This window comes from Lachnospiraceae bacterium GAM79 (assembly GCA_020735665.1).
In the GTDB taxonomy this organism is placed as follows: domain Bacteria; phylum Bacillota; class Clostridia; order Lachnospirales; family Lachnospiraceae; genus Coprococcus.
The window spans coordinates 2322992-2335520 of record CP085928.1; the positions used below are offsets into that span (position 1 = coordinate 2322992).

At 40.9% G+C, this 12529-nt stretch carries 14 protein-coding genes; 7 read left to right on the forward strand and 7 right to left on the reverse strand.

The genetic code is table 11. The annotated features are described in order from the left end of the window. The first annotated feature begins 74 nt into the window (after window positions 1–74). Complete coding sequence (locus tag LK416_10535; GenBank protein UEA74088.1) at window positions 75–272, forward strand: hypothetical protein; 198 nt, start codon at window positions 75–77, stop codon at window positions 270–272. A gap of 44 nt (window positions 273–316) precedes the next feature. Here LK416_10535 and LK416_10540 read toward each other — a convergent pair whose 3' ends face one another. From LK416_10540 to fliB, 3 genes are all read right to left on the reverse strand, one after another. Continuing rightward, entirely contained in the window at window positions 317–1057 is a 741-nt protein-coding gene (locus tag LK416_10540) for a DNA alkylation repair protein (protein ID UEA74089.1), read from the reverse strand. Window positions 1058–1086: 29 nt separating this feature from the next. After that, the gene (locus tag LK416_10545) at window positions 1087–1653 is read right to left on the reverse strand and encodes a TIGR00730 family Rossman fold protein (protein UEA74090.1); all 567 of its coding nucleotides are present in this window, start codon (window positions 1651–1653) and stop codon (window positions 1087–1089) included. A gap of 89 nt (window positions 1654–1742) precedes the next feature. Next, a complete protein-coding gene (gene fliB / locus LK416_10550) occupies window positions 1743–2825 on the reverse strand; it encodes a flagellin lysine-N-methylase (GenBank protein ID UEA74091.1) in 1083 nt (360 codons plus the stop codon). A 278-nt stretch (window positions 2826–3103) separates the two neighbouring features. Between fliB and LK416_10555 the strand changes: the two genes are divergently transcribed. From LK416_10555 to LK416_10565, 3 genes are read left to right on the forward strand one after another with little or no spacing between them, the layout of a single operon-like run. Further along, the gene (locus tag LK416_10555; GenBank protein UEA74092.1) at window positions 3104–4012 is read left to right on the forward strand and encodes a DUF2975 domain-containing protein; all 909 of its coding nucleotides are present in this window, start codon (window positions 3104–3106) and stop codon (window positions 4010–4012) included. Window positions 4013–4026: 14 nt separating this feature from the next. Continuing rightward, on the forward strand, window positions 4027–4254 hold the full coding sequence (locus LK416_10560) for a helix-turn-helix transcriptional regulator (GenBank protein ID UEA74093.1): 228 nt from the start codon (window positions 4027–4029) through the stop codon (window positions 4252–4254). Continuing rightward, window positions 4251–5213 carry a hypothetical protein gene (locus LK416_10565; protein UEA74094.1) on the forward strand — a complete coding sequence of 321 codons (963 nt, stop codon included), beginning with the start codon at window positions 4251–4253 and terminating at the stop codon, window positions 5211–5213. The genes LK416_10560 and LK416_10565 overlap by 4 nt, the downstream gene beginning before the upstream one ends. A gap of 421 nt (window positions 5214–5634) precedes the next feature. On the opposite strand, the gene LK416_10570 is transcribed toward LK416_10565, so the two are convergent. The 3 genes from LK416_10570 to udp all read right to left on the reverse strand — a co-directional run bounded on the left by LK416_10570 (window position 5635) and on the right by udp (window position 7873). After that, window positions 5635–6681: a hypothetical protein gene (locus LK416_10570; GenBank protein ID UEA74095.1), complete on the reverse strand. Its 1047-nt coding sequence runs from the start codon at window positions 6679–6681 to the stop codon at window positions 5635–5637. Between the two features lie 22 nt (window positions 6682–6703). Further along, complete coding sequence (locus tag LK416_10575; protein ID UEA74096.1) at window positions 6704–6955, reverse strand: acyl carrier protein; 252 nt, start codon at window positions 6953–6955, stop codon at window positions 6704–6706. A gap of 141 nt (window positions 6956–7096) precedes the next feature. Further along, window positions 7097–7873 carry a uridine phosphorylase gene (gene udp, locus LK416_10580; GenBank protein UEA74097.1) on the reverse strand — a complete coding sequence of 259 codons (777 nt, stop codon included), beginning with the start codon at window positions 7871–7873 and terminating at the stop codon, window positions 7097–7099. A gap of 375 nt (window positions 7874–8248) precedes the next feature. Between udp and LK416_10585 the strand changes: the two genes are divergently transcribed. Both LK416_10585 and LK416_10590 read left to right on the forward strand, forming a co-directional pair. Beyond that, a complete protein-coding gene (locus LK416_10585) occupies window positions 8249–8506 on the forward strand; it encodes an HPr family phosphocarrier protein (GenBank protein ID UEA74098.1) in 258 nt (85 codons plus the stop codon). A gap of 316 nt (window positions 8507–8822) precedes the next feature. Then, window positions 8823–10697, forward strand: a complete 1875-nt coding sequence (locus LK416_10590) for an ABC-F family ATP-binding cassette domain-containing protein (GenBank protein ID UEA74099.1) — start codon at window positions 8823–8825, stop codon at window positions 10695–10697. Window positions 10698–10808: 111 nt separating this feature from the next. On the opposite strand, the gene LK416_10595 is transcribed toward LK416_10590, so the two are convergent. Further along, window positions 10809–10988 carry a DUF6472 family protein gene (locus LK416_10595; GenBank protein UEA74100.1) on the reverse strand — a complete coding sequence of 60 codons (180 nt, stop codon included), beginning with the start codon at window positions 10986–10988 and terminating at the stop codon, window positions 10809–10811. 215 nt (window positions 10989–11203) lie between these two features. Here LK416_10595 and LK416_10600 point away from each other — a divergent pair, with 215 nt between their 5' ends. After that, window positions 11204–12472, forward strand: coding sequence for a transglutaminase (locus LK416_10600; GenBank protein ID UEA74101.1), 1269 nt, complete (start codon window positions 11204–11206; stop codon window positions 12470–12472). Window positions 12473–12529: the final 57 nt, after the last annotated feature.

Sequence of the window (12529 nt, forward strand, 5' to 3'; positions counted from 1 at the left end):
ACAATTTCTTGGAAATGGGGAATGATTGTGAATTACTCATTTACAAACGGAAAATCTTGAACGGAACAAAAGATATGCAGATACAGGAAGGGCTCTGTATTCTGGTACAGGAAGGAAAAATTACGGATATGATCGTTACCGCAAAGAATCCTCTGGAAGATCTGCGTGCTCTGCGCAATCTGGAAATGGTTGTCACAGGCGGCACGATCATCGATCATCCAAAGATCAAAAAAAGAAAACAGGTAGAAGCCGAGCTGGACAAATTCCTGTAGAGCATATGATTTCTAATCATTCCTCAAATATTTTGACCTATACTCTACCGCTTCATTGCCTTGAGTGCAGCTTTTTCCTCCGGTGTGATACGGAAGGATTCCTGCATCTTCTGGATTGCTTTGTTAAATGTGAAATCATCCAGATGGTTATTATTTAAAAATACCTTCGTCGGCTCCGGACATTTTACATAGGCTTCTGCAAGTCCCCATGCAACACCCATTTTCAGATAATAGCCATCATTCTTCATATGATCGTATGCATATAACACCTTATCAATATAGGCATCATTCAGATAATAATTCAACATCATAACTGCTACAAACCGCAGTTCAAACTCACGATTTCTCTCGTTAGCAGGCTTGCCATCGATTACTCCCTGCTCGTCCAGATATGGCATCAGGAAATCCCACACTTCCTGCTGATACTGGTTTGCAATCTTAAACGTATTACAGCAGGTATCGCAGATCGACCAGTCATCGATCTTTGGTATGAACCGTCCCATGTATGTGAGAATGTCGTCGATCTTTCCTCTGGCATAGCCAAGCACAATGCCCTGTAGCATGACTTCTTCAAAGGTATCATCCCTTGCGCCATCCAGATACTCCTTCCAGTTTACAGACGCGATCTCTTTCGCCATTTTGCGCAACACCGGAATCCGAACGCCGATGATATTTCCTGCTCCCGGTGACAGACTCGCTGTAAATTTTCCATATTCAACATCCATATTTTTATACAACTCATCCCGTACCAGATCGTGAACTGTATATTCATTCGTATCTCCCATTTTTTCTCCTGCACCTGCGCCCATATCGTTTAAAATTTAAATACCTTGCCGACCTCCGGTGTATAGCCATCCAGATAAGAAAGGATCTCATCTGTATCTGTCATCACCTGATAGATCTCGTTTGTTACATGGTTCATAAAACCCTTCTCGACACATTCATCCATCATCTGAAACAAAGAATCAAAGAATCCATCCTTGTTATAGACGATGATCGCCTTGCCATGCCGTCCAAGCTGCTTTAAAGTCAACACCTCAAAAAATTCCTCAAATGTTCCGATTCCACCCGGCACCATGATAAATGCATCACTCCGATCCTCCATGATCTGTTTCCGCTCACGCATCGTCTCTGTCCGGATCAGCTCTGTACATTTGTCATATATGATGCCGTCCACATTAAAAAATGTCGGTGCAACGCCAACGATCTCACCATTTCCGGCACTTGCTCCTCTGGCGGCAGCCCCCATAAGTCCTCTTGCACCCGCACCAAATACTAATGTGTGTCCTCTCTCTGCCAGCTTCTTTCCAAGATTAAAAACCGCATCCATGTATGCCTGATCAATGTCATTGCTGGATGCACCAAATATACATATATTCATACTGCTACTCCATTTTCCTTTTATCACTGTTCATCGCTCTGCGAGCGACCTTATCCTATAGTATGCTATAGAGTTCACTGAAATTCAAATTATATTCTTATAAACCAGTCCAGTTCTTCCACCCGGTCGAGATTCTCATCCGAATGTTCGATCTCTCTGGAATACCGGTACACCAGTTCGATCAGATCAGCCATCTCTAACTTCTCACTGCACTTTATCCATCTGGCGAGAAGCAGCAGGAAGATTACTGTCACATGTCCCACCGCGGAATCTATTTTACCAAGAATATTCCCATCATAGACCGCACCTAACAAATAGATCGAAATAAAATAAACAACGATCTGCTCCAGCACGATCTCAAGTGAAGGCAGGCTGCTGTTTCCCCACCATGACAGAAATCGTTTCTTATTCTCTGTGAAACCGGCTTCCCCCAGATCAAACAAAAGCACTTCGGATTCCACCAACACATCATCCCAGTCCTGATATAACAGCTCCAGCTCCTCTGACAGGAATCTCATATGCTTCCGGAACAGTTCATATTCATCTTTCACGCAGACTTTATCTGTATCCTCACATTCACCCCAGTCGATCAGATCCCCTTCTTCATAATGTCTCTGTGCGGAAGCACCGATCTGCAATACTTTTCTGATCCTTGCTTTCAGACTTTCTTCCCGGTTCTGGGTAATCTTCAAAATCTCCTCCCGGATATCCTCAAGATTGGAAAACAGGAAATAATCATAATCCTCAAATACTTCTTCCTCATCGTCTTCTTCACAGACAAATGTTACCGGATCTGTCTTCTGCATCAATATCCTTGCCACCTCCGGGCAGGAAAGCGATAATGAAATCTCTCTTATATTTTCAAATTCTTCCGTATGCCTTGGATATTCCCGACAGGTTGTGCATAAGCTGTCTTTTCCCATATGCTTATACATATCACACAGTCCATCATCCCGCAAAAATGCACATTTGCCCTTCCGGTTATGTCCGAATACGCCTTCTTCCCACTGTATATTCCGATGAAGTGTCTGCCTGTATTCTCCTGCGTAATTTCGATATTTTTCCAGTGATTCATCATCAATCACGATCTGCCAGTCAGAACAGCAGGTGTCCGGGCATTTGTCCGCTATACATCTAAACTTTTTATAATAATCCGGATAAGAATAAATCATATCTCTGCCTCACAAACATTTATTTATCGTCACTGAGAATGTTACTCTCCCATGTTCCCTTATGCCGGTGCCGAAATGCCAACGATCATTTTATCCTTCAATCAAATGATACGAAATCTGAACACGGCAATTTCTATTATATTAGACCTGCATAAATGAATCAAGCTCACAATCCATAGAAATTATTGACAAACGATAATTTTAATGATATTTTGAAACTGTAATTATTGTTTTTCGATAATTTTTAGATAAAATCAGCTATCAGAAAGGATATAACCATGAATCAGATTTTTACAACTCCGTTTGAATGGATCGCAGTATGGCTTCGAAAGCTTTCATTATCCGGAAGCTCCGGTAACTGTATCGCGATCATACTTTATATCATTATCTGCTGTCTCCCGGCAATCGCATTTCTGCTTCTTTGTCTGAGGAAAAAGAAGATCCGTGCAGACTATCTGTTACTCGTATGCTCTGCTGCCCTCTTTATCGGCATTTACCTGATGATAAATCCGGGGCTTATGACCCCCTATTTTCGTTATTCGATACCTATGATCGATCTGGCAATATCGACAACCCTGTGGTCCATCTTTATCTGTTACATCATTCTCCGGGTTCTTGCCATGATCCGGCATGCAAATGAGATCAATCTGGCAAAGATCGCTCAGGTTTTCATCATTCTTGTAATGATCATAACAATCATTAATATCTGTTTCATAAAGCTTCCAAAACTATGGGCTTCTGCAGATCAAACAGGTCCCGACCTGTATTCCCGGATCATATCATCAGAAGATGGTGCTGTTATGCTTGATAATGGCAGCATGGGATCATTTCAACCTGACCGCATTCCGTTACTCCTCTGCGACCTGGTTCCATCCCTGTTATTCATCTGGGTATTGATCGCATCTTTCCGGCTGTGTCGTTCTCTGAAAGACAATCATTTCACCGATCAGACGATCCAGGATGCAGGGGCACTCTCCCATCTGTGTGTAAGAGTTCTCTGCATTACGGCAGTACTTGAAGTTGTTCGGAACATCCTGCAGCTTCTTATGCTTCCGTCACTTTCAGATACGACCTTTACCGTATCTCTTCCTATTATAGAGATACTTCTGACCGTAACGGCATTTATCCTTGCAAAGAAATTCGAGACAGCACACACGCTGGAAGAAGAAAATGAAGCATTCATTTAATACGGAGGTTTCATATGGCAATTAAGATCAATCTGGAAAAAGTCTTAAAAGAAAATAATATGACTTCTAAAGAATTATGCAAAAAGATCGGCATAACCGAAGCAAATCTTTCCATTTTGCGAAGCGGAAAAGCAAAAGGTGTCCGATTTACAACCATCAATAAAATATGTTACTACCTGCACTGTGATGTAGGCGATATTCTGTCATTTGACGGAAATCTTGATGAGGAGGAAGAAGCATGAAGAAATTTTTATCTATAAGTATACTGACCCTTTTAGTTCTGACTGTCCTTTCCGGCTGTCAGCTTGCAAAGAAAGAAAATACCCCATCTGCAGTTACCAAGCATCTGGTTGGTATCTATTGTACAGCAACACCTCTGGATGATCAGGAAGAACCGACTTCCTGCACATATGATCAGAAAACAGATACTTTCAAACCGAATAATCCCGATATCTCCGGCTGCTATCTGGCTGCAATTAAAGTTGATGTATCCAAAGAAGAAGGAAATTTTTATTATTCGTTCTGTTCCGATATGATGGCTGAACCATCTATAAACATTTCCGGTTCCGATGGAACGAGCACTACCTCCTATGAGTCTTCATCCCATACACTAATCGGTCAAAGCAATTATATGTATCCACCCGATGGTACCACAGAAGCTTCCTTATCCCTTTCCGGCACTCTCTATGTTGATCCGGACAAAACAGATTATTCCACAGATTCAGATCTTTATTATATCTATCTGAATCTAATCTATCAGAAAGAAAATGGTGATCTCTTTATAACACCCGGCTCTCCTGTTTCAATCATGAACGAAGGCGAATCAACGACTCAATCCTTCTCTGAAAGCTACACAGAATCGGGCATCGATTCCAATGCCACTACAACGAATACGATCTCCCTTACGGTACGATCCATTTCTGATCCTGTAGACAGCTACACCTTCTATGGTATGTCCGATGACAATACCGTACTTTGGAGCGACACACAAAAAGCAGCCACCCTCACCGATGAACCGATATCCTTAAAAGGTGCTTCCTATCTGCTCATAAAGGAAGTGTCCACCAAAGGCATCGTATCCTACGATGTCCTTGCTCATACGGATGATGACGCAGAAACCACAGATCCTGACTACCGCAACCGCTATATCGCAACCGACAGCTTTTACTATCAGCCTTCAGAGATCCATATAGTGAAATAGATGGACGAAAAATATAGCCGGCTGTCCGGCTCAGATACTTTTCATTCCGCAAGACGCTCCCGCTCTATTCTCATGTAACGGTACTAAGCTCCCACTTCCGTGGATCGCTAAGAACCGACATTTGAATAGGCTTGCTTCATGAAAATATCTGTTGCCGAACAGCCGGCTATATTTTTCTGTCTTTGACTCTTCCACAAACAGAAAACACCACGGTATATACATTTCAAGAAACAGAACTCAGGCTGGGCTTGTATCTATTATTACGCAAAACGCTTTCGCTCTATTCCTCGGCGTAGCGGTACATAAGGCTGCACAAGGCGCAGCCTAAGTACCGACGCTCGGAAAGGTTTGCTTCATAATAATATAAGCCCAGCCTGAGTTCGTCACTTGACCATACACCGTGGTGTTTTCGTCTGCTACTTTAAAGTCTCTCGACAACCTTGTTGAGGACCTCAATCTCTTTGGCCTTTGCGGTCATGATATACTTCTCAAAACGATCAAGGCAGTTCACATTTCCTGTGATGGATGTCTTGATCAGAAGGTTTCTTGCTGTCAGCATATTGTTGACAACCTCCATGTACTCGTCAAGAATCTCATTATCATAAGCCAACACACCTTTTGCCATCATATACTTCAGGCGTTCATTCATCAGAACCTTATGATCGTATAACAGGTGAAGTGCACGGATATCAAAATCAGGCTCATCTCCTGAAAGCTGCTTTTCGATCTGCTTATATACTGCATCGTATACATTTACACCGAATACTGTATCTGAGAAACGATTTCTCATCATACGGAAATGATTCTTGGAATCCTTTGCGTCCAGATATTCAACCAATGTATCCTTAATATATGCCACATCCAGATCATAATACATCTCAGCGGTATTCTTCTGGATCACATATAAACCACGTCTGCCTTTATAATCATCCTTAAACATATGATCTTCGGATGCTGTTATGATATCGTAACCCCGTTTAACATCCTCAAAGGATACAGTTGAATAAGAATAATGCTCACCAAACGTAAAATCACCAACATGAAATTCTTCCTTATCCTTATCATAGCCAAAGATAAATAACTCATGTGGGAATTTGTAATCTGCACCGGAATCGCACAGAATCTTTGCCTCGTCAAATACACCATAGACATATCCGTTCAGGTCGATCGTTTTAATAATGAAGTTAATGATATCTCCACAGTAGCTCTCTACCTGCTCTTTTGTCATCAGTGAGAACAGAAGATATGGACACTCCTTCAAAGAACTGCTTCCCGGCATCATATCTGCCAGAAGCATCTCATCTCCTGTGAAAATCTCCTCAATATTATAACATCTAAGCTGGATGTAATTGCTGAAGATCCAGTTCTTAGCCTTTTCGTCATCCCCCAGAATTGAGAATAATGTTGCATGCCACTGCCATGATGTAATCATTGGGTAGCTGACCGGCAATATCTTTTTATTGCTCATGATTATACCTCCCTTATCTTCTCTAGTTCAACTTGGCTGCAACAGCGGCAACCACATCATTCATATCATAATACAAACCCAATGCGAGTTCTGAATCCTGAAATTCAATATTGAAATCATTTTCAAGTTCTACGATCAACTGAATAATCGATACAGAATTAACCCCATATTCTTTTGTCAACTCGGCTGTCATGTCAAGCTTGCTGATGTCAATCTCCGGCATAACACAAGCTACAGCCTGTAAAACCTTTGCTTCCAAATCCTTTCTGTCCATTACTGACCTCCTATCTGATATTTTGGAACCCGAAAAATTATATCGTCAGGTTCTTTTTGTTAATATTTACCAAATACCGTTATAAACATTGTATATGTTTTAACATTTTTTTCAATAACTTCTTACTTATATTAATAGATTTTATTCTTTCCCTGCATCCAGAATCAACTGCCGGACTGCCTCAACTGCGGTCTTTACTGCCATGTCCGTATCGTATGCCAGTGGATTCTCAAGTCCCGCTGCTTTTCGCTCCTGATTTCCAACCACCAGATAACAGGCTCCGACCTTCACACCCAGATAAGCCCCTACGATAAATAACGCCGCGGACTCCATCTCGGACGCCAGACAGCCCATCCGCTTCCATGCCTCCCATTTGGCTTCCAGTTCATAGGACACCGGCTTGGTTCCCGGCTCATGCTGTCCATAGAAGGAATCCTTGCTCTGAACAACTCCGGTATGGTATCGGACTCCCGTCGTCTCGCAGGCTTTTGTCAGTGCCTGAATGACCGGATAGCTTGCAACAGCCGGATATTCGATCGGAGCATATTCCTTTGATGTACCCTCCATCCGAACAGCACCGGTTGCCACCACGATATCTCCTCCCATGATATCTAACTGCATCGCGCCACAGGTTCCAACCCTTATAAATGTATCTGCGCCACAATGCACCAGTTCCTCCAATGCAATCGCTGCTGATGGTCCGCCGATACCGGTCGATGTTACACTGACCTTCTCGCCCTCCAGATATCCGGTATATGTCACGAATTCCCGGTTGTCCGCAACCAGCTTTGCATCATCCAGATAAGCTGCGATCTTCGCTGACCGCTTCGGATCCCCCGGCAGGATCACATATTTTCCGATCTCGTTCTTCCCGGTCTTTATGTGATATTCCCGTCCTGATTCTTCCTGATAGATCATACTTCCACCTCCGTTTCTGTCTGCTTTTGTTCCGATCAATCCCTGTTTTTTTACAGCTATTTGTACAAAAGCAGATACATATCAACTGCTATTTACCTGTATTATACCGAAAATATACACCAAAATCACCAATTTCTCCTATTTTGTACAAATTTTTCATAGCAATTTGTAACACCATTACAGTTTTACTACATATAAATGAATATCCTTAACTAAAAAATGACGATTTTTGAATTTCTTTAAGCTGAAATTTCTATTCACTTTAAAAAATTTTAGAAATTGGTAATAATTTTGCTTTTTGTTCACACTTTCATAATTTGACTTTAGCAAAAAAAAGGATTATAAATTGTTCAACAAATCAAGGAGGCGAGTTTTATGGCTAAATCAACTGACATTAAAGTAAAATTAAGCAGCGTTGATGAAGTAAAGCAGTTTGTAGATGTAATGAGAGGATATCATGGCGATGTCGATATATCAGCTACAAACAAAAACTATATGGTAGATGCAAAATCTATTCTTGGTGTTATCAGTCTCGATCTGAGAGATGAATTAACCGTAAAATTCTATGATGGTATTTCCGATTCATATATGTCAACACTGAAGCCTTTCATTGCTGAACCAGCAGTCGCATAAGGCAACTTACATTTAATAAAAGGAATATACGACAAACAGGAGCTATAAGAGCAGTCGTAAAAAAGGATATCCGGTCACAATATTCGGATATCCTTTTTTTCATTTTCCTGCATTTTTTTGTGTAAAATAATAATCTCTTATCTGTTTTATATATTTTAAACGCACGGAGGCAAGTGTGCGTAAAACTCTTATTGACGTAGCCGGGAAACCATCATAAAATAAGTGCAGTTTCCAGTATAGTAGTAGTGTACTGCCACATAATATCAACAGTCTATTCTATAAGAAACAAATATAAAGAATGGTTTGGGAAATACAAATGAACTTATTAACTATGAAAAATATCCACAAGGCGTATACAGATAAAGTGCTTTTCAAGGGAGCTGATTTCTCCGTCAACAGTGGTGATAAGATCGGTGTAATCGGAATCAACGGAACCGGAAAATCAACCTTATTGAAAATGATCGCAGGTTTAGATACCTGTGACGCAGGGCTTGTAGTGCGTGGGAACAACATTGTTGTCAATTATCTTCCACAGAGCCCGACATTTGACGACAATGAAACAATATACGAACATGTTATAACCGCCAACAGCACGGAAGAAAATAAATGGAGCATTGAAGGTGATGCCAGAGCAATTCTTGATCAGCTCGGCTTTAACGATACCGGTATTCCGGTTTCCACCCTCTCCGGCGGTCAGAAGAAAAAAGTTGCACTTGCTGCCGCTCTGCTGTCCAACTGTGATATTCTGGTCTTAGACGAACCAACGAACCATCTGGACAACGATATGACGGAATACCTGGAAGAATATCTGAACAATTATAAAGGTGCACTGGTCATGGTCACTCATGACAGATATTTCCTTGACCGTGTAACAAACCGGATCGCAGAGATCGATAAAGGATACATCTATCGTTATGAAACAAACTATGAAGGCTTCCTTGCCCTTAAGGCAGAACGGGAAAATATCGCTCTGGCCACTCAGAGAAAACACCAGACAATCCTTCGTAAAGAGCTTGCATGGATCCAACGCGGCGCAAGAGCCAGAGGCACCAAACAAAAAGCACATATTAAGCGATTTGAAGTTCTATCCGCCGAGAAACCGATCGAGATGGATAAATCCGTAACCTTAAATTCGATCACGACCCGGCTAGGGAATAAAACGATCGAGCTGCACGACATATCAAAGAGTTTTCCGGGAATGTCTCATCCATTGATTGAGCATTTTTCATATAACTTTTTAAGAACCGACAGGATCGGTATTACAGGTCCAAATGGCTGCGGCAAATCCACACTGATGAAACTGATCACGGGTATTCTGGAACCGGACAGTGGCTATATCGAGGTTGGAGAAACGGTAAATATCGGTTATTTCTCTCAGGAGAATGAACCTTTAGATGATAATAAATGTGTATTGGAATATGTAAAGGAAAAGGCAGAATTCATCCGAACAATTGACGGATATATGCCTGCTTCTACCCTATGCGAAGAATTTTTATTTGACTCGACCCTTCAGTATCAGAAGATCGGTAAATTATCCGGTGGTGAAAAACGAAGACTCTATCTGTTAAAAGTACTTGCCGGTTCTCCGAATGTTCTGATCTTAGATGAGCCTACCAATGATCTGGACATATCAACTCTTTGCATTCTGGAAGATTATCTGGACTCATTCCCCGGTATCCTGATCGTTGTATCGCATGACCGTTATTTTCTGGATCGTGTTGTCAGACGTTTATTCGTCTATGACGGAACAGGACACATCAACCAGTTCGAAGGAAGTTATACCGATTATTATCTGGAACATGGTTCATTTGCAAATTCAGCGAAATCTGTAAGTGACACTGAATGTGCAGGCAAAGCAAATATTACGGCTTCACGAAAGAATACACCATCAGTCACAGAAAGATCAGATGCTTCCAAAAAAGAAGCTGCACCAAAACGCACAAAGACCAAATTATCCTTTAATGAGCAGCGTGAATATGACAATATTGAAAACGATATCATGATCTGCGAAGAAAAGATAGACGGATTAGATCGTGAGATTGCAGCTGCCGCAACTGATTTTACAAAGCTGAATCACTTGATGGCTGAAAAAGAATCGGCTGAAATGAAGCTGGAACACCTGATGGATCGATATGTATATCTGACCGATCTGGTGGAATCCTTCAAAAAGTCGCCGGAGGATCACGCGTGATCACAGATCAGGCGCTCTCTCATTTCAGACTGCATCCGATTCTTATATAAAAAGCACACATTGTCTGATAGTATATTTTATATATACTTCTTCAGCCAACGTGTGCTTTTCTTACATCTGCTTTCGAACTACTTTATATTCATCATCCAACTGGAAATACGGACAACTTTCATATGAACTGGTTATAAATCTGGCATAATCATCCTCATCCATATTCACCATACACTCTGAAAAATCATCTTCATCATCATACACGTAATGTGCACATAAATCACAACTTGATGCTCCCATATCAGCACTCCTTCTGTAACATACTCATTATTTTTACTCTATGTTTAGTCAATATTACACATTTTTCATTCCCATTTCAAGCGTTAGTCCGAAATCTATTGGGCAGGCTTACAGAAAAGCGTTTTTTACTGGTAATAATTTCCACTCTGTGGTAAAATGACAAAGTATAAATTTATAATCTTTTCATCGTAAAAGATATGGATCGGGGTGTGTTTATGAGAAAGAAATTACTACTATTTCTGATGACAATTATCCTTGTATTACCGAATATGACCATACTTGCCGCGGATAATACAACGGATGATACGACAGAAGAGACCAATACCTATGCAGATATTGATACAACGAAGTATTATTATAACAGGTTTGACAATGATGCATACAAAAATGTATATAATCAGCTACAAGAAGCAGCTACCGCCTACCACGAATCCAATCAGAATGCGGAGTATCGTGAATCAGGCGAAACTCATTATTACAAAGCATTCACGATTAATGTAACCAGTAAAAACTGGGAAGTTATTGGCGCATCTGGTATGCAGAGTGTTGTAAATGCAGTTCTTGCAGATAACCCAATGTATTTCTGGATGTCACCTGATTTCAAATACAATGCTAAATCCTTAGATGGCGGTTCGGTTTGCTATGAAGTACAGATCATCTGCTATGATGATTATGCAAACGGGAATACCCGGGAGATTATCCGAAATAATGCAAATATTGTCATCTCCAATTATGCAGATAATTTAGATAAAGATCTTCCTGACTACCAAAAAGAATATCTGATCCATAATGCAATTATTGATGATACTTATTTTGATACGGAAAGCGAAGCTTCTCATTCCGGAGATTCATGGTGCTACAGTTTAGACGGAGTATTTAACTCCAAACATAAAAGTGCGACTTCATTTGGATATGCTAAAGCATTTAAAGCCGTTATGGACTATCTCGGTGTTAAATGCATCTATGTAGAAGGAAATGTGACATCATCTTCTGAAGAAGACAAGGATTCTGAAACCTATAATTCCCACGCATGGAACATGGTATGTCTTGATGATGGCTGGTACATTGTCGATCTTGCATATGATGATCCTGAGACAACGTCCGGTAAAAATGTCCTGATCTACGATTATTTCAATATTACAAGTGAACAGGCAAATAATCTGACGCCAGCATCTGACTGGCTGCCGGGAATCCCAACCTGTAAAGGAACAATGCACAGTATAAACAGTATCCAGTCAACTCTGGAAAAGGAGAATATCTGGCAGGAAGATAATTACAATCTTTTTGATAAGATTTTGGATCGTTATGGCTTATCTGTTGTTCTGATCAGTATCGGTGTTATCTTATTATTGATCATCACTCTGATCAAACATATCCATAAGCGTCACCGGAAGAGACGTGTAGAAAAAATCAAGAATACAAAGACGATCGCTATCGATCAGTCCGAACTGGACAACGAACTTCGTCGTCCACCATTATCATAATATATAAAAAAATATCAGGAGCGCAGAGCTATGGTCACAACCAGCCTGATGGTATAT

What these genes read in the sequence shown, in the direction of transcription:
- LK416_10560 (UEA74093.1), top strand. Translation starts at nt 4,027, where the DNA reads ATGGCAATTAAGATCAATCTGGAAAAAGTCTTAAAAGAAAATAATATG.
- LK416_10540 (UEA74089.1), bottom strand. Translation starts at nt 1,057, where the DNA reads ATGGGAGATACGAATGAATATACAGTTCACGATCTGGTACGGGATGAG.
- LK416_10565 (UEA74094.1), top strand. Translation starts at nt 4,251, where the DNA reads ATGAAGAAATTTTTATCTATAAGTATACTGACCCTTTTAGTTCTGACT.
- LK416_10555 (UEA74092.1), top strand. Translation starts at nt 3,104, where the DNA reads ATGAATCAGATTTTTACAACTCCGTTTGAATGGATCGCAGTATGGCTT.
- udp (UEA74097.1), bottom strand. Translation starts at nt 7,873, where the DNA reads ATGATCTATCAGGAAGAATCAGGACGGGAATATCACATAAAGACCGGG.
- LK416_10590 (UEA74099.1), top strand. Translation starts at nt 8,823, where the DNA reads ATGAACTTATTAACTATGAAAAATATCCACAAGGCGTATACAGATAAA.
- fliB (UEA74091.1), bottom strand. Translation starts at nt 2,825, where the DNA reads ATGATTTATTCTTATCCGGATTATTATAAAAAGTTTAGATGTATAGCG.
- LK416_10535 (UEA74088.1), top strand. Translation starts at nt 75, where the DNA reads ATGCAGATACAGGAAGGGCTCTGTATTCTGGTACAGGAAGGAAAAATT.
- LK416_10575 (UEA74096.1), bottom strand. Translation starts at nt 6,955, where the DNA reads ATGGACAGAAAGGATTTGGAAGCAAAGGTTTTACAGGCTGTAGCTTGT.
- LK416_10570 (UEA74095.1), bottom strand. Translation starts at nt 6,681, where the DNA reads ATGAGCAATAAAAAGATATTGCCGGTCAGCTACCCAATGATTACATCA.
- LK416_10600 (UEA74101.1), top strand. Translation starts at nt 11,204, where the DNA reads ATGAGAAAGAAATTACTACTATTTCTGATGACAATTATCCTTGTATTA.
- LK416_10545 (UEA74090.1), bottom strand. Translation starts at nt 1,653, where the DNA reads ATGAATATATGTATATTTGGTGCATCCAGCAATGACATTGATCAGGCA.
- LK416_10585 (UEA74098.1), top strand. Translation starts at nt 8,249, where the DNA reads ATGGCTAAATCAACTGACATTAAAGTAAAATTAAGCAGCGTTGATGAA.
- LK416_10595 (UEA74100.1), bottom strand. Translation starts at nt 10,988, where the DNA reads ATGGGAGCATCAAGTTGTGATTTATGTGCACATTACGTGTATGATGAT.